Below are 18,024 nucleotides of genomic sequence, written 5' to 3'. Positions count from 1 at the left end.
TGGTCAGCACCTCCTGACCATGATTGATACCTGTAAACCATGTCCCCGGTCTCAAACGTAAAGGATGTACCCGGTATTTACCCACCCCAGCCCTCTCCCGGAGGGAGAGGGGGCCGACCGTGTTGGATTTGCGAGTTACATCGACCTGAAAATTCTGAGTCGAGCTCAGGCCTCGAATAGCGTGAAGATCAGCCCCCTTTCCCCCTCGCCCCCTTGGGGGAGAGGGCTGGGGTGAGGGGGTAAAGATCTCAACGCTGACAAAGCATTCCAAACCATAAACCTCAGCGCCTTTGCAGCCACCCCAAAAACCCACCTTTCCTAACCGCCACCGGCGCAGCCACCAATGCCAACCGACTGCTCTGCTGCCGCACCGCCTGCAACTTGTTCAGCGCGCGTCCAACCTCGCCACGCTGGCCCATGCACTGGCGAGTCAGCTCTTTATCGAGGCGATAAATGATCGAAGACGTCAGCGCAGTGAACGTCGCCTGTGAAGGCGTATCCGCCAGAATACTCTGCTCACCCATCACCTCGCTCGGGCCCATGCGCCCGGCTTCAGCCTGGCCGTTGCCGTCGGTCACCGTTGCGCTGACCACGCCCGTGGCAATCACAAACAGACTGTCCGGCACTTCATTCAGATCGAGCACCACTTGGCCGGCGCTGTACTGCTGCGCGACCATCGATTCGGCCAGGCGATCACGTTCATCAGGGCTCAAAGAACGGAAGATTTTCACTTCGTCGAGCAACGCACGGGCGCGGGTCGAAGGTTCGATCACGCCGTCGGGATGGCGGGAAATTCCCGCGGCTTCGAGATGGCGGTGGGCGAGGTCAAACAGTTGATTGCGCACTTCGCTTTTCTTGCCCAGCTCGGCGATAAAACCGCTGGCCACGTATTCGGACATTTCCTCGCCGGCCTCTTTCAACACGACTTTGGGTGCAGGCGACAACAACAGACTGCTGCTGCCTTGCAACGTGCGGTCGAGGGCATCGAGTACGCGGCGCGGGCGGATGTGGTTCGGCACTTTGATGCTGATCGACACGCCATGCATGTTGTTCGGGCGGCTCAGGTTGACGATCTTGGCCTTGGCCGCCACCGAGTTCGGCACCACGGCCATGGTCCCGGCGCTGGTCAGCAAATGCGTGGCGCGCCAATCGATGTCGAGCACCTTGCCTTCGACGCCGTCGATCACCACGAAATCGTCCACCTGATACGGCTTGGTGGTGTTGAGCACGATCCCGGAAAACACGTCAGCCAAAGTACTTTGCAACGCGAGACCGACGACGATGGCGACCACGCCGGAGGTTGCGAGCAAGCCTTTGACCGGCAGTTCGAGCACGTAACCTGCAGCAGCGACGATGGCCACCAGAAACACCAATGCACCGATCACATCTTGCAGCAAGCGACCGCTGTGACCGATGCGCCGCATCAGCAACAGGCCAATCACTTCAGTCAGCACGCGCGCCGCGTACAGCCACCAGAGAATTCCCAAGGCCGTCGCACCGAGTTGCGCCACACGGTCATCTGCGAACAACGGAGCCTGCAACGGGCTGACGCCGGCATTGATGATCAGCGCACTGAACGCCAGAAACAGCACCAACCGCAGACCGACCCGCGGCGCGCGATGCTTGAACGGAGCGAGGTGCCAGAGTGCGGTGTCGAGCACCAGCAGCAGGGCGCTCCAGGACAGCAGGTGGGTGTAGAAGAAGGACATGGGGATTCTCCGAGCCGGATGGAAATCTGTGGCGAGGGAGCTTGCTCCCGCTTGAGTGCGCAGCACTCACAAAATCTCCAATGTTTTGTAGATTCTGGGGTCGCTTCGCAACCCAGCGGGAGCAAGCTCCCTCGCCACAAAAAGCAGCTTTGCCACACACAGGTGGCAAAGCCTTGGGACTCAGTTCAGATGAGTCTTGAGTTCAGCTGCAGCCTGACGTACCGCCGCTTTCACTTCAGGAATCTGACTCAGCGGATTCAGCAGACCGAAGTCATGAATCATCCCGTTGTAGCGCACCGAAGTCACCGGTACACCCGCCGCGTCGAGGTGGCGAGCGTAACCTTCGCCTTCATCACGCAGCACGTCGAACTCTGCGGTCTGCACCAGCGCGGCGGGCAGGCCTTTGAGCTGTTCGGCGCTGGCGTTCAGCGGCGAGGCATGGATCTGCGCGCGCTCGGCCGGGTTGGTGGTGTAGTTGTCCCAGAACCACTGCATCATGCCTTTGGTGAGGAAATGGCCTTCGGCGAATTGCTGGTACGAACCGTCGTCAAACTGCGCGTTGGTCACCGGCCACATCAACAGTTGGAAGCGCAGCGCCGGGGTTTTCTGTTCCTTGGCCATCAACGCCACGACTGCCGCCATGTTGCCGCCGACGCTGTTGCCGGCCACGGCCAGACGCCGGCCGTCGACGCCGATCTCTTTGCCGTGCTCGGCCACCCATTTGGTTGCGGTGTAAGCCTGGTTGATCGCGGTCGGGTACTGCGCTTCCGGCGACGGCGTGTAATCGACGTACACCGCCACTGCACCAGAACCCACAACCAGATCACGAATCAGGCGTTGGTGAGTCGGGAAATCCCCCAGCACCCAGCCGCCACCGTGGAAGAACATGAACACCGGCAACTCGCCTTTGACCTTGGCCGGGCGCACCACTTTCAGGTTGATGGTCTGGCCGTCGACGGTGATCGCCCTGTCGCTGACTTCCACCCCGGACAGATCAACCTTCACCGATGCCTGAGCACCGGTCAGCACTGCACGGGCGTCCTTCGGGCTGAGTTGTTCAAGCGGTTTGCCACCGCCAGCGGCGAGGGCGTTTAGGAAGGCTTGGGTGTTGTGTTCGACACCGGTCGGTTCTGCGGCGAAGGCGTTGCCGATGGACAGGGCAAGGAGGGAAGCGGCCAGGGTCTTTTTAATGTTCATGTTCAATTCCATTTTCGATAAGTTGAGTTGTTGTGTTTTCAAACCGTGGACACAGATTAATAGTGTGCCGTGGTGTGAAAAAGCGGCTATAAAGCGTTTAACTGTCCACCAGAGAGTGACAATGAACCCGTTCGAAGACATGCGTATTTTTTGCCAGGTCATGGACTCCGGCAGCTTCACCGCAGCGGCTGATCAGTTGGGCCTGTCCAAGCAGTTCGTCAGCCGTCGCTTGATGCAGTTGGAGGAGCGCCTCGGCGTGCGCTTGCTCAACCGTTCGACCCGGCGCCTCGACGTCACGCCACTGGGCCAGAGCTATTACGAATCGGCGCTGCGCTTGCTGGGCGAAGTCGAACAGGTCGAGCAGGGCATCGCCGGGCAAACTGCCGAGCCGCGCGGGACAATTCGTCTGAGTGCGCCGTTGTCGTTTGCTGTGGCGCACCTTGGCTGCCTGTTGCCGCTGTTCTTGCAGCGTTATCGCGAAGTCACGGTGGAAGTCGACTTGAGCGACCGCCCGGTGGATCTGCTCGGCGAAGGCTATGACCTGGCGCTGCGCATCGGCGTGCTGGAAGACTCGACGTTGATCGCGCGTCGCATCGCCAGCATCGAGCGTGTGTATTGCGCCAGCCCCGCGTACCTCGCCGAACGCGGCACGCCGCTCAAACCTGAGGACCTGCACAACCATGACTGCTTGCCTTACGGCCACGGGCGTTCGGTGCAATGGCGATTCGATGCGGGGCAGGGCAAGCCGGTATTGGTGAATGTCACTGGCCGCATGCGGGTCAACAACGGCGAGTTGCTCAGGGACGCGGCGGTGCAGGGAATGGGGATTACCTATCTGCCGACGTTCATTGTGGGCGCAGCGCTGAAGGATGGGCGGCTGGTGCCGGTGCTGGATGACCTGCGCCCTGAGCCCTTGACCCTTTCGGCGGTCTATCCACAACACCGCCAGGCCTCGCGCCCGGTGCAGGCGTTGATCGAGTTTTTGCGCGAACGCCTCAACCAGAACGCAACCACGAACCCCCTGTAGGGGCTACCGCAGGTGGGGCTTACAAGATTGCAACAATCTGGATGGTCGGGCTGATCTAGACTCGGGCCGCTCAATCACGAGCATCGTCCGGAGTGCGCCATGGAAGTGCCAAACAACAAAAACGCCATCGAAAGCAATCGACAGGCGTGGAACGATTCAGCCCGCCATCACCAGGAGTCGCCTGACTGGCAGGCGCTCTTGAACGATGTGGCGCAGGCCGATTTCTCCTGCCTCGACGACACCTTGCGCGGGTTGCTGGAACAGGTCGGGGTTGACGGCAAGGACGTGATTCAACTGGGCTGCAACAACGGTCGTGAAAGTCTTTCGCTGTTTGCGTTGGGGGCGCGGCAGGTGGTGGGGGTCGATCAGTCGGCCGCATTCCTTGAGCAGGCGCGGGAGATCAACGCGCGCTCACCGTACACTGCCGAATTCATCGAAGCCGATATTCATCACTTGCCGACGTCGCTGCATAACCGCTTCGACGTGGCGCTGATCACCATCGGCGTTCTCAACTGGATGCCCGACATTGGCGATTTTTTCCGCCATGTGGCCTCGACTCTCAAGCCGGGCGGTCGTTTGGTGATCTACGAAACCCATCCGTTTCTGGAGATGGTCGACCCTGACGCTGAAGACCCGTTTCGCCTGGCGACGTCGTACTTTCGCGAACAACCGTTCGTGCAGGAACAGCCGATCGTCTATGCGGGCAAGGTCGAGCAGCAGTCAGCGGCATCGTACTGGTTCGTGCACACCCTCGGCGCGATCTTCACAGCGGCCATCGAAGCGGGCCTGAACATCAGCCACTTCAAGGAATACCCGCATTCGAACCGCGAGGAAGTGTACGACCAATACCTGAACTGCGAAGCGCAGATGCCTTTGTGTTTCACTTTGGTTGCCACCAAAAACTGAAGAAAAACGCGGACTGTGTAGGAGCTGCCGAAGGCTGCGATCTTTTGATCTTGCCTCTAAAGATCAAAAGATCGTCGGATCGCGGCCCGAGCCTTCGGCAGCTCCTACATTTTCTACGTGATGGCGGCGCTAAGGCCGCCACATATCCTGGCCTTGAATCAAGCCTGCGCCGCCGCCGTGACCACTGGTCTTTCCGGCTTGCGCAGTGCCTCCAGTCTCGAATCGCTGTAACGGGTTTCGCGGAAGAAACGCCAGTGCCCGAACAGGTCGTAAACATGGGTGATACGCCCTTGTTCCTGATAGCCCAGGCGCATATGCATCTTCAGGGCCTGTACGTTGGCGTTATCGCAGATATCCACCACTTTTTTGAAGCCTCGGGCAGACATGACTTGCCAAAGTGCGACCTGCGCATCGACGGTCAAGCTACTGCCGAAATACTGTCGGGTAATTTCGGCACCGAACTGAAAGTATTCACCGGGTTTGACCGGGAACGTGCAGCGGTAGAAGTGGCGGTCGTAATAGTCGCGAGCGCTGGCCCAGACGAACCCGACGGTGTGACCGTCCTCGTCCAGGTGCATTTGCCCTGTATGCCCTTCCGCGGCCAACTCGGCCATGGTCTGCACGCGGTCACCAAAGTACTTGCTGAATGCCTTGGCGTTTTCCTCGGTGATGTCGACTCTGCGCAAACCTTCACAGGGGCGCAGATTGTGTGGGGCGATCGGCGTGACCAGATCGCGCTCCATCCACAGCAATTCACGGTGAGCGAACACGTAACGTTTCCACAGCGCGCCAAGGGTGCGGCGCAGGCCTTTTTCTTTGATGCGCAGAAGCAGGTTTTCGATGACTTTCATGATGCCCTCCGAGGCGCTAGCCCAGGTGTTGTGGATGGTGTTGTGGATGGTGTTGCCGGTTGAGTTTCGGATGTGTTCGCCGCTGTCGAGTTGCCGGCACGCTGTGCGCGCCATTTTTGCAGGGCCGGTTTGACGCGGTGCCAAAGGCGTAACCCCAGGCCCAGCAGCAAGCCGCTGGGGCGCCACGAGTAAAAGCTCCAGCGCCAGTGCTCCAGTTGCCCGGTCATGCGTTCGTGAAGTTGATGGCTGGAGTTATCCAGGCTGACCCGCGACGCATCGATCCAGCGCCAGTGCTCATCCAGCCCCCAGCGAATCCATTCCTCCAGCAATATCCGGCCGCTACCGAGGTCGGCGTACTGCGGCACAAACGCCAGGTTGTAATCGTAGAGCCGGCCCTGTTCGAGCAGTCCGAGGCGATAGCTGATGCAGCGGCCGTTCAGTTCGAGTACCACCACGCGTACCAGGCCTTGGCCGGCGAGAGCGGTGAAGGCGCGTTCGATCCATTGGCGGCTGCGCGGCGTGGCGAAAATCCCCACGCCTTCATCGCCTTTCCAGCTCACCGCTTCGACTTCGCTGATGGCCTGCAGCAAGGCGCCCATGCTCAGTGCATCCGGGGTGATCCGGCGTATCTGCGCACCGCATGCGGCAATCCGTTTGCGCGCCCGACGCAGCTTGTAGCGCGGGTCGCCGGAGACCTCCTGATGATCGGCGTCGCTGATCAGATGCACCGGCACCCGGCAACTCAGGCGTCGTTCAGCAGTGGAACTGCGCGCCATCCATTCGGTGAGCGCACTTTCTTCACCGGCAGGTTCCGACAGTTCGTTGAGTTGCAGCAGCGCATGGGGCAGACGCTCACGGATCAGCAGCAGCGCCTTGTGCATGTCTTCGCTGCCGAGCAACGACAGCAGGGCCAGACGATCGGCCAGCGGATAACCCAAGTGATGCAAAACGCGAAATGGCACGCCAGCGAAGCGTTCGCGGCTGGTCACCAGTGGCAGGCACAGCTGCAATTGCTCTGCTTCCCAGCCGAGCAGAATGTGCAGGCGCTGGTCCTCGCCCAAGGTCTGTTCTGCCGCGCACAACCAGCCAAGGTGGTTGAACGGCGTGTGGTCGGCCACACGCAGGCGCAGTGCCTCGTAGGCTGTTGCCGGGAAGTCGGCAGCGCACAGGGTCGCGCGCCATTCGAATCGCATCACCATAGGTTCAGGCCGCCGTTGCTTTGACAGGTGGACGGGAAGATGCACCCAGCGCCGCCAGGCGCGAACCGCTATAGCGGGTTTCGCGGTAGAAGCGCCAGCGGCCGAACAGCGTGTAGATATTCATCACCCGCTGTTGTTCGGTATAGCCCATGCGCAGGTGCAGCTTGAGGGCCGGGATGTTTGTCGACTCACAGACATCGACCACTTTGCGGCAGCCTTTCATGGCCATGTCTTTCCACAAGCGCAGTTGCACATCGACTGACAATTCGCTACCCCAGTAGGCGCGGGTCATTTCGCCACCGAATTCGAAGAACTCGCCGGGTTTCACCGGGAACCGGCAACCATAGTGATGCCGATCAAGATAATCGCGCACCGAGCCCCAGATAAACGCCACGGCATCGCCTTGCTCGTCGACATGCATATGCCCGGTGTGACCTTCATTGGCCAGCTCGGCCATGACGCCGACACGGTCACCAAAGTAACGGGTGAAGGCGCTGGCGTTGTCTGCGGTGATGTTCATTACGCGCAGCGGTGGGTAGGGTTTGAGGCTGTGTGGCGGCACGGGACTGACCAGATCGCGCTCCATCCACAACAGTTCCTGATGGGCAAAAATGTACATTCTGCGGATCTTGCTCAAGGTCGCTCGCAGGCCTTTACGACGGATATGTCCGCTGAGTTTTTGCAATACATTCATGGTTTTTTTCCTGATGAGGGTGCCGCGCGCAGCAAGAGGCTCGCGGGGCAGAACATCAAAGGGCGGTTCACGAAGCGCTCCAGTTCAGGGCAAACAGGGTCTGCCCCGGCAATTCGAAACGCACGCGCCCGTTTTCACAGACAAACGGAGCTTCACGGCTGCGACTGTCGGCGCCGAAGTAGTGCAGCGCAGCGTTGTTCAACGGGCAGCCGGCGCCTTTCAGATCGACACGCTGCAACCGCGTGCCTTTGTTCACACCCAGCAGACTGCGCTGCTTTTCGTTGGCCATGGCCAGCACATCGACTTCAAAGGCGTCGTTGTCCAGTTGCAACACGCGTTTGAGCCAGTGTTGCTGGATGAACTGCTGAGCCAGGCCCACTGGTTTCAGTTCGACGCGCCCGTTGTCCAGCACGCGGACCATGCCTTTGCCGTAAGGCGGTTCATCGGCCGCCTGAAACCAGTTGAGCATGCTCAGCAGGCCGTCCTGGGAGGCGTTGATCACCACCGACGTCCACCACAGCGAGGTGTAATGGGTTTCCTGATCGTAGGGGCTCAGGGCCGAGCCACTGGACAGGTTGGTCTGGTCCAGCAACAAGGCTTTGCGCGGCTGACCGTTGGCGTCCAGCCCCACCAGATCAGCGGCGCGGCGCACGCTGTCGCGATAGACACGGGTCGCCAGCAAATCGCGAATCATCCATTCGTGCCAGGCCAAGGCATCGACCTGATCGGCGGATTCACTGAGAAGACGCCGCGCCCAATCAATGCCGCGTTTGTCCGCCGCGTTCTCGGTGAACGGCCCGTTGACCAGCCGCGAACTGGCGGGCATCGCGATACGCACGCCAGCCTTGGCATTGGCCGGGTCGCTGCGAACCTGGCGCGCCATGCTGTTGAAAATCGACTGATATTGCTCGTAGCTGGAATAGTTGAGATTCGGCTCGTCGGCGAACCCGATGTAATGCGTGCCTTTACCGCCCAAAGCGCGGGTGCCGGCGAGCCAGTCGTCGAGGCCGCTGTTGCTTTGCACGTCAGCGCGCAGATCGGCCTTACGCTGGGTGCCAGCGAGCAGGGTGATGTCTTGGTGAATGCCGAAGCGATTCTGATAGAGCTGACGAAAAGCGTCTTCGAAGTGTGGGTCCTTCGCCATGACGTCAACGAAGCTGTAGTAACTCGCTGCGCCAGGTTTCAAGGCATCAAGTGCGGCATGACTGTCCGGCGGCGGCACGAGGTAAGGCAGTGCGATTCCCAGATCCGGCGTGCGGCCGAGGACTTTGTCGTGCAGGGTCAGACGCGTCTGCCCCGGTTCTGCCTGCAAAGGTTTGAGCTGTTGCGGATTCTGCGCAAAAAGATTCGCCGTGCCGTCGAGCCAGAACGCTGCTTTGCCGCTGCCTTTCAAGCGCAGGCGCCAGACTTGCGGTTGTGCGCTGACGGGCAACGCGACTTGATCGAACTGCCAGTAGGCACGATAGGCTTTCAAAGCCAATGACACTTGCTCCCCGTCACCCACCCGCTGCGCTTGCAGGGCGCTCACGCCGCCGTGAAATTTGCCGGCCAGCACCGCATGCTCGCCCGGCGCAATGCTGAAATACAGTTCGGCGCCGGCACGGGTTTCGGCGCTGAAATGCACCTTGGCCGGGGCGAACAGCGCAGCGGTAGTTTCGTCGTGTTCAACGCGGTAGCTGCGAAAACTGTAGCCGGGAATCTCCAACTGATAACTCGCTGCGCCGGGCGCCAGCGGCCAGCTCTGGCTGCCCCGGGTTTCGCTGGCCTTGATCAACCGTTCGCCCTGCAAATTGCCCTTACCGTCGAGCAGATACAGATGCTCTTCGTTGGCTTCGGCCTGCCACGCCGGCACCCAGCGCACGGTCACCGTGTCCGGGCGATCGGCTTGCAGAAACAGGCTGCCGTCGCGAATGTCGCCCCACTGCATCGACGCCGCAAAGGCGTCCAGCGCCAGGCCGAGACCGAGCAGCAGGACCAGGCGATTCATGCTGCTTTCCTGCGTTGCAGCATCGACAGCATCGGGCTGATATCGCTGGGCAGAATGATCAGGGTTTGCCAGAACGCCACGCCGCTCAATCTGCAATAGAGCACCAGCATGGCGACGGTCACCGCCAGATAAGCAATCGACGAAGCCGCTGCTGCGCCGACAATCCCGTAAGTCGGGATCAGTAGCAGGTTCAACGCGAGATTGAGCAGGGCACCAAGGCCCATCAGCAACGACACCGTGCCGGGACGATTCTTGCCGATCAGATCCAGTCGCAGAATGCTCGCGTAGCACAGGCCCAACAGCCCCGGCAGCAATGCGAGCAGCGCCGGATAAGCGGGTTGGTAGGCGACGCCGAACAGCGTGACGATCAGCCATTCACCGATCACCGCCATGCAGATGCAGGCGCCGAGCATCACCGTGGCTGTCAGGCGCAGCGCGAGCGGCGTGACCTTATCCATGCCTTTGTCCTGTTGCAGCAAGCGTTTCATCAGCGGCGTGGTCACTGCTTCCGGGACGATCAGCAGCAGTTCGGCAGCGGCGCTGGCCATCGCGTAATGACCGAGGGCGGTGCTGCCGAGCAGCGCGCCGATGAACAGATAATCCGAGCGCAGGATCACTTGCTGAAACAGCAGATCCGGATGGCTGCGCGCACTGAAGCGCAGCAATTCTTTCTGACTGGCGCGATCCCATTGCAGTTGCAACGGCTGCGCGCGTTTGAGCCACATCCAGCCAACCAGCACCACCAGACTGATGCCGGCCAGCCAACTGATCAGCGCGGCTTCCAGCGCCGCTTCTTTCCACATCCAGAACAGCGCGAGAAACAGCAGCAACGGTGCCAGCGATTCGATCAGCCGCAAGACGTTGAACGCAACTACGCCACCGGACGCGTTGTGCAGCGTCAGCAGACCGCTTTTCAAAACCGTCAACGGTACAGCCAACAGCAATAGCCACGCGAGCAGGCCGAGTTGCACCGTCACATCGAGTTCACTGCCGAACTCGCGCGCCAGTGCGACCACCAGCAGGGTCAACAATCCCGCCAGCAAGCAACCGAACACCAGCACCTGTGCCAGCAGCAAACCCATCGGCCGTTGTTGGGCCGCCTGATAACCGACCGCCGAATTCAAGCCGCCACTGGTGGCCGCGCTGATCAGATCCGGCAAGGTGCTGAGCAGCGCGAACAACCCGCGTTCGCTGGGGCCGAGAATCCGCGCCAGCAGCACATTCCTCAGCAGGCGCAGGGCGATCATCGCCAGTTTGGTGCCCATGCTCAGCGCCAGATGCTTGAGATAGTTGCCTCGACTCATGGTCGCGCCCCGCGAAAGATGCGCAGCGACAGTAGCTCGGGATTGCGCGCGGTGCGCTGACTGACGCCGAAGCGCGGCAGATCCAACGGATCGCCGGCGCCGCGATAGAGGCCGGTGGCGGTGCCGAGGGCAAATGGGTAATCGTGATTGGCGACCTGCTCGCGGACCCGCTCATCGCTGTCGCCGTTGGGGTAGCAATACACCGGCAACGGCCGGTTGCAGCCATTGTGCAAGGCCTCGCGGCTGCGGCTGATTTCCTGGTTGAGCCGCGTATCGTCAAGGCCGGTGAGAATCGCGTGGCTGGCACCGTGTGGGCCGAAACGTACCAGCCCGGAGGCTTCCAGTGCCCGCACCTGATGCCAGTCGAGTGCTTGGGGCAATGACTCTTGCGGGCATTCATCGGTCAGCCGTTCGAGGATTTTTGAATCGAGTTCCTTGAGTCCTTGCAAGTAATGCAAAAGCGCCAGGCTGCGCCGCTGCACATCGATGTCATCCACCAGCACCGGCAGCGGTCGACCGATGGACCGCAGACATTCGATCAGATGCATCCGGGCTTTTTCGCCGTGGCTGTTCCACAGGGTTTCACCGAGGCTTTCCCACCAGAACCGCTGGCGGCTGCCGATGAAGTCGGTGGACAGGAAAATGCTCGCCGGGACCTGATGTTTTTGCAGCAGCGGGAAGGCGTTGACCGCGTTGTCGCGCCAGCCGTCATCGAAGGTCAGCGCCACTTGCGGGCGCTCGGTGCGCAGCGCGTTGGGCTGGAGAATTTCCATCAGCGGCACGCAATCGAAATGCTTGCGCAGCCACACCAACAGATGTTCGAAGGCTTTCGGGCCGACACACAATTCATTACGGTGCGGCAGGTCGGCGGCGCGGTCGGTGGCCAGCACCCGGTGCAGCATCAGAATCACGCCTGCGCCGTGCAGCTGATTACGTCCCACGGACGAGTTGAGATAGAGCCAGCCGCTGGTGCGTTTTATCAGCTGTTTGATCGCCATGGCATGCGTCCTCTCAACGGTTTTGTTCAGGATTCCACTGGGCGTAACGCTGGCCGCGCAGAAACTGCCACAGGCCGATGCTCATGCCCGCCAACGTCACCAGCAGGAATGCCGCGAGGCGAAACGGTTTCGGTAAGCGGTGTTGCGAATCCAGCAGCCCGGCAACCGCGATGGCATAGCCGAACAGTTGCGCGATCAGGCTCAGGCGATAGAAACCGTGCTCGTTCCACAGCCAGAAATTGCTCAGCAGCAGCGGCACCAACAGCACCGGTGCCAGTCGACGGATCAACTTGTGGCTGATCAGGGCCAGCGAATACAGCCCGTGTTTGAGCGGATTGAGCAGTTCGCTGCGTTGCGCCAGGCTTTGCAAACCGCCGACGGTGACCCGCTGACGACGGCGAAATTGTTTGTCCGCTTCATCGACGCCTTGGTCGATCACCTGGGCTTCGGGCACATACACGATGCGTTTGAATTTGATCGGCGCGCAGGTGCTGATGAAGAAATCGTCGTTGACCTCGGCCGGGACGTTTTCAAACAGCTCACGGCGCAGGGCCAGCAGGGCACCGTCGGCCGAGACCATGCAACCGGTGCGGTTTTCCACCCGGCGCAACCAGCCTTCGTAATGCCGATACAGACTGTCGCCGACGCTCAAACCGCCACCGGTGACCGGGATCACCATGTGCCCGGCGCAGGCGCCGACCTGCGGGTCATTCAACGGCGCGAGCAAGTGGCCGAGGGTGTCGCGTGACCATTGGTTGTCGGCATCGGTGAACACCAGAATGTCCCCGGTGCTGAACGCCACGCCGGCATTCAGGGTGGCGGCTTTGCCCTGGCGCGGCAGGTCGAGCACGGTTATGCGCGAGTCCACAATCTTGTGCGCGCAAGCCACGGTGTCATCGGTGGAACCGTCGCTGGCCAGAATGATTTGCAGCGATGCTGGCTGATAATCCTGCGCCAGCAGCGTGCGCAATTTGTGCTCGATATGCCGCGCTTCGTTGTGCGCGGCGATCACGATGCTGACGTTCAGCGGCGGCGCCGGAGTGTGGCGCCACGCCGGGAACAGGGGGGCGAGCACGCTCAGCAGCAGCGGATAGCCGAGGTAGGCGTACACCGGCAGCAACAGGCACATCCAGTAAATGAACTCAGCCACGGGCAGGCCTCCTGGCGTTCCAATGACACACACTTAGAATGAAAGCCGCGCTGGCCAGGTGCAGGCGCAACCAGTGCAGGCCCCACAGCTGCAAGGTCAGGCGAAGGTTGTGATGCTTGCTGCTCTGCCGCACGCTGAGCACAAGACTTGGCAGCAGGGTCAGCATCAGCATGATCATCGCGTGCTGCACCTGGCCGACCAGCAGGGCAACAATCGCCAGAAAATCCAGCACCCAGACCAGCAGCGACAGCAGCGGAAAACGCAGCAGTCGCAGGCTCACACCATGGGTGCGCAGCAACTGCAGGTGACTGCCTTGGCGCCAGAGTTCCTTGCCCATCCATTCGCGCCAGTTCATCTCGTAGCCCCAATGCAGGGCCACGCTTTTGTTGACCGACAACAGTCGCGCCCCGTGTTTGCTCAGGCGCAGGGTGTATTCCTTGTCCTCACCGGTGCGCAGGGTTTCGTTGAAACCGCCGACGTCGTCGAACCAGCGTTTGCGCAGCAGCAGATTGGCGCTGGGCAACCAGTCCACGCTACGAGTGGCTTGATTTGACGGCCGCAGCATGCGCCGTTGCCAGGCCGTTGCGAACCACGGCGCGGCGGCGGGGGTGTGCAGGTCGAGGCCGAATACGTCGCCCTGAGCCTGGGCTTCGAGGTCGAGCAGTTGGGTCAGCCAGTCCTCGGGCATCTCGATGTCGGCGTCGATGAACGCCAGCCATTCACCGCTGGCAACGCTTGCGCCACGGTTGCGCAACGCGCCGATCAGCAGGCCGGGCATGACCAGCACTTGCGCGCCGAAGCTGCGCGCAATCTGTGGCCCTTCATCGTCGGAGCCGTTATCGACCACGATCAACTCGCAGTGGATATTCGCGGCATTCGCGGCTTTCTGTGCGGCCAGCAGAGTGCGACCAATGTGCCGGGCCTCGTTGTACATCGGGATGACGATGCTGATCCGGCTCATGCCCTGGCCTCCGTCTGCGGCGCTTGTTCGGCCTTCAGACGCAGGACACAGGTCAGCGCGAGCATGATCCACAGGTACTTCAGATTCGGCGCGCTGAGGAACATCAGGAACAATGTCAGCGCCACAAAACTCATCCCCAGGTGAGTGATCAAGTCTGCTTGCTGCCACTCTCGGCGCTCCAGCCATGCGCGGCGTGCGCGTATCAGGTTGTAGAACCCCTGGAGGAGCATGCCGACAAACAGCAAACCGGCGGGAATCCCCAATTCGCTGAAGATTTCCAGATAGGTGTTGTGCGCGCGACGGTACAGGTCGCCGATCTTGCGGTTGGCGGAAAACGCCTTGGCGTAACCGGTGGTCGCGTAGTGCAGCGGGAAGGTGCCGGGGCCGGAGCCGAGCAGCGGATTGTCACGGATGATCTGGCTGCCCACCACGATGTACGAAGCGCGGCGGCCAAGGGATTCGTCCTGCGCCTTGGCCCCGGCGCTCAAGATACTCAGCGACTGGATGCGTGCCAGGTAACCGGCCGGCATCGCGTAGATCGCCAGTGGAAGCACGATGGCTGCGCCCAACATGGCAAAACCCAGATGCCGTGGGCGGATGTGCGACAGCTGAGAGCGGTAGTGCCAGGCGCCGATGGCCAGACTCAAGGCCAGTACCACCAGCCCGGAGCGCGATTCGGTTTTGGTCATGCCGCCCAGCAACAACAGGCAGCAGGCGCCCCAGAACAAGCGATGCAGCAGGTTCGGGCTGCGGATCACCAGCAGCAGGCCCAGCGGCACGGCGAAGGCGATCAGCAGGGCGAAGGCATTCGGGTCTTCAAGCAGGCCGGCGGCGCGACCCTTGTCCTGGAATTTGCTGGAAAACATCGCCATGGCGCAGGTCGCGCTGACGCTTAAGGTCACGAGTCGTGCGAACAGGTCGAGGTTCAATTCGCGGCCGATCAGCAGGGTGATCCCGAACAGAATCAGGCCGACGCTGAGCTCACGCAGGTGAGTGATCGACATGCCCATGTTGTCGGTGGTCAGCATGCTCAGCAAATACAGCGCCATGAACCCGAACAGGTAACGCCAGATATTGCTGCGCAGGCGTTCCGACGGGATCTGGTGCAGCGCCAGTTGCAACATCAGGATCAGCGCCAGCGACGCACCGAGGAATTTGCTGCCGGAAAACGCGCTGTCCTTGAAAAAGCCCTCGAACGGCACCAGCGCGGCAATGCCCAGCAGGCCCCAGCTCGGCTTGCGGTACAGCACCGCGACACCGACCAGACCGAGCACCGCACCCGGCGCCAGATAGGGATAAGGACTGACCAGCAGCGCCATGCAGACCACTGCGAGCAGACTGACGATCGAGAGCGGGAAAATCATGCGCGTGCCTCCCGTGCCGTGCGGATGTACAGCTGCGACCAGCGTTCAGCCAGGGCCTTGAGGTCGTAGCGATCCTGTTGCGTGCGTTTGGCGTTGTCGGTCAGTTGCCGCGCCAGGCCCGACTCGCTCAGCAAGGTGTCGAGCTGGCGGGCGAGGGCAACGCTGTCAGCGGGTGCGGCGAGCAAGCCGCTGTGCCGGTTTTCCAGTACGTCGGGAATCCCGCCCACCGCGAAGGCCACCACCGGCACACCGGCCTGCATCGCTTCGAGCAGAATCATTGGCGTGCCCTCGGTGCGCGAGCTGATCACCAGCGCATCGAGGCGCTGCCACCAGCGGCGCATGTCGGTCTGATAACCGGGCAAACGAATACGCTGTTGCAGTCCTGCGGCGTTGATCCGTGCCTGCAAGGTCTCGCGTTCCGGGCCGTCGCCGAGCATCACTGCGTCGAGTTGCGCGTGTTGCAGACACAGCGGGATCAGCGCGTCGAGGAACAGGTCCGGGCCTTTCTCGCTGCTCAAACGGCCAACGTAACCGGCGACGTAGCGTTGCCGATCAACATCCGGGGTCATCCGCGCGCCGGCCGGCAAGCCGTTGGGAATCACTTGCAGCTTGTCGGCGCGTACGCTGGCCTGACGGTGAATCGCGGCAATGCTCTCGGCCACGCACACCACTCGATCCACCGAGGCGGTGCGGCACAGTTGCAGGCTCAGCCAGGTGTAGAACTTCTGCTTGCGGCTGCGCGGGGTGAAACCGTGCTGAGTGATCACCAGTGGCAGGCGCCACAACGTCGCGCCTACCCACCCGAACAACAGCCCTTTGAAATTGTGCGTATTGATCAAAGGTTTTTCGCCACGCCGCTGACGCAATTGCCCCAACAACATGCTTAATCCGGCGCAACCTTGCGCATCGACCCCAGCCTCGCGAAAGCGCGCGATCAATTCTGGCGGCGCATCGAGAAACAGCACTTGATGCTGCCCCGGCGTCGCCAGGCAATGATCCAGCAACATGCGCTCGGCCCCATAGAAGCCGCCGCTGCTGAGCAAATGAATGATCGGCAGGGCGGTCCCCGGGGTGGGCGACATGCTCAATTGCGCACCCAGTGCACGAAGCTTGGCACCGTCCAGCTCTTGTGCGGATTGCCTGGCAGGGCCTGTTGCTCGTTGATCACCAACAGCACCGGCAGGTCGAGTTCGTGACTGATTTGTGCCGGATGTTTGAAGCGATGATCGAAGAACTCGCGCACGTAGACGAACGCGATCGCCAGCAGCAGGCCGGTCAACATGCCGAACGGAATGATCAACATGGGTTTCGGGAACGCCGCTTCGGTCGGTTCGAACGGCGGACTCAACACCCGGGCGTTGGACAGGTCATTGTCCAGGGAGCGCGTGGTGCTGCTTTCGGCAAAGCGTTGCGCGTAGGTCGAGAATGCGGCGTGCAGGGCGCCGATCTCGGTGTCCATCTGCCGCAGTTTGCTCTGGGTTTGCTGCAGTTGATGAATGCGCTCCTTGAACTCGGCAATGCGCGCGGTTTTTTGCTCGATCACCTGGCTGATCACCGACAGATCGACAGCGCGTTCCTGAATCCGGTTGTTGACCACTTTGAGGAATTGCTGGCGAGCGCGGGCGATTTGCTCGCGGGTCAGCAACATTGGTTCACTGCCGGGCTGGAACACTGCCAGATCATTCATGTAGCGGCTGACCAGCGTGGTCAATTGCTCGCCCATCTGCCTGATCTCGCGATCCTCGAACGCGATGTTGTCCACGGTGGTGGTGAAGGTGAAGGGGAAGGTGTAGTCATTGAGTTTGTTGCTGTTGGCAGCGGCGAGGCTGGTTTTCAGGTACTCGAGCCAGCGCTGGCTTTGCAGCAAGCGGTCGCGGGACAGATTGAGTGCCTGCTCCTCGGTATTGATCGCGTTGAGGCGGAAGGTAATTTCCTCTTTCGGGTCAGCCGAACCGACGCCTTCCAGCAAGCTCAGCCGAGCGCCTTCCAGGCCGTCGAGGCGCACCTGGTACTGATGCTTCTTGGTTTCGTAGAACGAGTGCGGCAGCTCGATCGATTGCAGCGCCTGACGGCTGACCAGATAGTTTTGCAGCAGGGCTGCGACAAACGTCGTGCCTTGGGCCGGGTCAGGGAAGCTGTAGACAATCGAGATCACGTTGGAACCCGGCAGGGTTTCGATCTTCAGATTGTCGATGGCTTCTTGGGTCAGGCCGTCGAGCACCGTGTCACGCACCGGATCGGTTTCCATGCCCAGCGTGCTGCGTAGCGGGTTGACCACGTATTCGCGCAGCGGCGAGCTGACATAGCGTTTGAACGGTTCGCCAAGCAGTTTGCTGAACATGCCCGGCGCCGGCGTGTATTCGCCTCTGTCGCGCAGGTCGCTGATGGTCTGACGAATCAGCGCCGGCGAACGCAGGATGTTGCTTTCGGTTTCCATGTCCGCCAGTGACGGCGGGATGAACGTGGCGTTGTCCTGGGTCAGCGAGGTGGTCGCATCGCCCTGAGAAAGTTTTTTCGACTGCACGATCACCTGCGCGGTGATATCGAAGCTCTGTTTGAGCAACAGCGGCAGCACCAGCGCGATCACTGCAAAGATCAGGAAGACACGCTTCACCAGTTGCTTGTTGGCGAAGAAGATCCTGAAGAACTCATGCAGGTAGTTTTCCTTCGGATTCAT

15 protein-coding genes are annotated in these 18,024 nt (G+C 61.1%); 2 read left to right on the top strand and 13 right to left on the bottom strand.

The window, feature by feature from the left end; all coding sequences use genetic code 11:
* Positions 1-281 precede the first annotated feature (281 nt).
* Both ACP7EE_RS25650 and ACP7EE_RS25645 read right to left on the bottom strand, forming a co-directional pair.
* Positions 282-1,709: a mechanosensitive ion channel domain-containing protein gene (locus ACP7EE_RS25650; protein WP_426237698.1), complete on the bottom strand. Its 1,428-nt coding sequence runs from the start codon at positions 1,707-1,709 to the stop codon at positions 282-284.
* Between the two features lie 180 nt (positions 1,710-1,889).
* On the bottom strand, positions 1,890-2,906 hold the full coding sequence (locus ACP7EE_RS25645) for an alpha/beta hydrolase (protein WP_426237696.1): 1,017 nt from the start codon (positions 2,904-2,906) through the stop codon (positions 1,890-1,892).
* Between the two features lie 121 nt (positions 2,907-3,027).
* Here ACP7EE_RS25645 and ACP7EE_RS25640 point away from each other — a divergent pair, with 121 nt between their 5' ends.
* Positions 3,028-3,933, top strand: a complete 906-nt coding sequence (locus ACP7EE_RS25640; RefSeq protein WP_426237694.1) for a LysR family transcriptional regulator — start codon at positions 3,028-3,030, stop codon at positions 3,931-3,933.
* A 99-nt stretch (positions 3,934-4,032) separates the two neighbouring features.
* A complete protein-coding gene (locus ACP7EE_RS25635; protein ID WP_426237692.1) occupies positions 4,033-4,839 on the top strand; it encodes a class I SAM-dependent methyltransferase in 807 nt (268 codons plus the stop codon).
* A gap of 158 nt (positions 4,840-4,997) precedes the next feature.
* On the opposite strand, the gene ACP7EE_RS25630 is transcribed toward ACP7EE_RS25635, so the two are convergent.
* The 11 genes from ACP7EE_RS25630 to ACP7EE_RS25580 form a co-directional block, all read right to left on the bottom strand.
* On the bottom strand, positions 4,998-5,690 hold the full coding sequence (locus tag ACP7EE_RS25630) for an N-acetyltransferase (RefSeq protein ID WP_426237690.1): 693 nt from the start codon (positions 5,688-5,690) through the stop codon (positions 4,998-5,000).
* On the bottom strand, positions 5,687-6,889 hold the full coding sequence (locus ACP7EE_RS25625; RefSeq protein WP_426237688.1) for a GNAT family N-acetyltransferase: 1,203 nt from the start codon (positions 6,887-6,889) through the stop codon (positions 5,687-5,689). Before ACP7EE_RS25625 ends, ACP7EE_RS25630 begins: the two co-directional genes overlap by 4 nt.
* Positions 6,890-6,893: 4 nt before the next feature.
* A complete protein-coding gene (locus tag ACP7EE_RS25620) occupies positions 6,894-7,583 on the bottom strand; it encodes an N-acetyltransferase (protein WP_426237686.1) in 690 nt (229 codons plus the stop codon).
* 67 nt (positions 7,584-7,650) lie between these two features.
* Positions 7,651-9,570, bottom strand: coding sequence for a hypothetical protein (locus tag ACP7EE_RS25615; RefSeq protein WP_426237684.1), 1,920 nt, complete (start codon positions 9,568-9,570; stop codon positions 7,651-7,653).
* Positions 9,567-10,874 carry a lipopolysaccharide biosynthesis protein gene (locus ACP7EE_RS25610; protein WP_426237682.1) on the bottom strand — a complete coding sequence of 436 codons (1,308 nt, stop codon included), beginning with the start codon at positions 10,872-10,874 and terminating at the stop codon, positions 9,567-9,569. The genes ACP7EE_RS25615 and ACP7EE_RS25610 overlap by 4 nt, the downstream gene beginning before the upstream one ends.
* Positions 10,871-11,872 carry a polysaccharide deacetylase family protein gene (locus ACP7EE_RS25605; protein WP_420649546.1) on the bottom strand — a complete coding sequence of 334 codons (1,002 nt, stop codon included), beginning with the start codon at positions 11,870-11,872 and terminating at the stop codon, positions 10,871-10,873. The genes ACP7EE_RS25610 and ACP7EE_RS25605 overlap by 4 nt, the downstream gene beginning before the upstream one ends.
* 13 nt (positions 11,873-11,885) lie before the next feature.
* The gene (locus tag ACP7EE_RS25600) at positions 11,886-13,022 is read right to left on the bottom strand and encodes a glycosyltransferase family 2 protein (RefSeq protein ID WP_426237679.1); all 1,137 of its coding nucleotides are present in this window, start codon (positions 13,020-13,022) and stop codon (positions 11,886-11,888) included.
* On the bottom strand, positions 13,015-13,983 hold the full coding sequence (locus tag ACP7EE_RS25595; RefSeq protein WP_426237677.1) for a glycosyltransferase: 969 nt from the start codon (positions 13,981-13,983) through the stop codon (positions 13,015-13,017). The genes ACP7EE_RS25600 and ACP7EE_RS25595 overlap by 8 nt, the downstream gene beginning before the upstream one ends.
* Positions 13,980-15,347: an O-antigen ligase family protein gene (locus ACP7EE_RS25590; RefSeq protein WP_426206854.1), complete on the bottom strand. Its 1,368-nt coding sequence runs from the start codon at positions 15,345-15,347 to the stop codon at positions 13,980-13,982. The genes ACP7EE_RS25595 and ACP7EE_RS25590 overlap by 4 nt, the downstream gene beginning before the upstream one ends.
* On the bottom strand, positions 15,344-16,429 hold the full coding sequence (locus ACP7EE_RS25585; protein ID WP_426206855.1) for a glycosyltransferase: 1,086 nt from the start codon (positions 16,427-16,429) through the stop codon (positions 15,344-15,346). Before ACP7EE_RS25585 ends, ACP7EE_RS25590 begins: the two co-directional genes overlap by 4 nt.
* 2 nt (positions 16,430-16,431) lie before the next feature.
* On the bottom strand, positions 16,432-18,024 hold the full coding sequence (locus ACP7EE_RS25580; protein WP_426206856.1) for a GumC family protein: 1,593 nt from the start codon (positions 18,022-18,024) through the stop codon (positions 16,432-16,434).

This window comes from Pseudomonas sp. TWP3-2 (assembly GCF_049897765.1).
GTDB lineage: Bacteria > Pseudomonadota > Gammaproteobacteria > Pseudomonadales > Pseudomonadaceae > Aquipseudomonas.
Note: the sequence above shows the minus strand (reverse complement) of the source record. Positions and strands in the feature narration are given on the sequence as shown.

What these genes read in the sequence shown, in the direction of transcription:
- ACP7EE_RS25610 (WP_426237682.1), bottom strand. Translation starts at nt 10,874, where the DNA reads ATGAGTCGAGGCAACTATCTCAAGCATCTGGCGCTGAGCATGGGCACC.
- ACP7EE_RS25650 (WP_426237698.1), bottom strand. Translation starts at nt 1,709, where the DNA reads ATGTCCTTCTTCTACACCCACCTGCTGTCCTGGAGCGCCCTGCTGCTG.
- ACP7EE_RS25595 (WP_426237677.1), bottom strand. Translation starts at nt 13,983, where the DNA reads ATGAGCCGGATCAGCATCGTCATCCCGATGTACAACGAGGCCCGGCAC.
- ACP7EE_RS25580 (WP_426206856.1), bottom strand. Translation starts at nt 18,024, where the DNA reads ATGAATCCGAAGGAAAACTACCTGCATGAGTTCTTCAGGATCTTCTTC.
- ACP7EE_RS25640 (WP_426237694.1), top strand. Translation starts at nt 3,028, where the DNA reads ATGAACCCGTTCGAAGACATGCGTATTTTTTGCCAGGTCATGGACTCC.
- ACP7EE_RS25635 (WP_426237692.1), top strand. Translation starts at nt 4,033, where the DNA reads ATGGAAGTGCCAAACAACAAAAACGCCATCGAAAGCAATCGACAGGCG.
- ACP7EE_RS25620 (WP_426237686.1), bottom strand. Translation starts at nt 7,583, where the DNA reads ATGAATGTATTGCAAAAACTCAGCGGACATATCCGTCGTAAAGGCCTG.
- ACP7EE_RS25625 (WP_426237688.1), bottom strand. Translation starts at nt 6,889, where the DNA reads ATGGTGATGCGATTCGAATGGCGCGCGACCCTGTGCGCTGCCGACTTC.
- ACP7EE_RS25615 (WP_426237684.1), bottom strand. Translation starts at nt 9,570, where the DNA reads ATGAATCGCCTGGTCCTGCTGCTCGGTCTCGGCCTGGCGCTGGACGCC.
- ACP7EE_RS25645 (WP_426237696.1), bottom strand. Translation starts at nt 2,906, where the DNA reads ATGAACATTAAAAAGACCCTGGCCGCTTCCCTCCTTGCCCTGTCCATC.
- ACP7EE_RS25630 (WP_426237690.1), bottom strand. Translation starts at nt 5,690, where the DNA reads ATGAAAGTCATCGAAAACCTGCTTCTGCGCATCAAAGAAAAAGGCCTG.
- ACP7EE_RS25590 (WP_426206854.1), bottom strand. Translation starts at nt 15,347, where the DNA reads ATGATTTTCCCGCTCTCGATCGTCAGTCTGCTCGCAGTGGTCTGCATG.
- ACP7EE_RS25605 (WP_420649546.1), bottom strand. Translation starts at nt 11,872, where the DNA reads ATGGCGATCAAACAGCTGATAAAACGCACCAGCGGCTGGCTCTATCTC.
- ACP7EE_RS25585 (WP_426206855.1), bottom strand. Translation starts at nt 16,429, where the DNA reads ATGTCGCCCACCCCGGGGACCGCCCTGCCGATCATTCATTTGCTCAGC.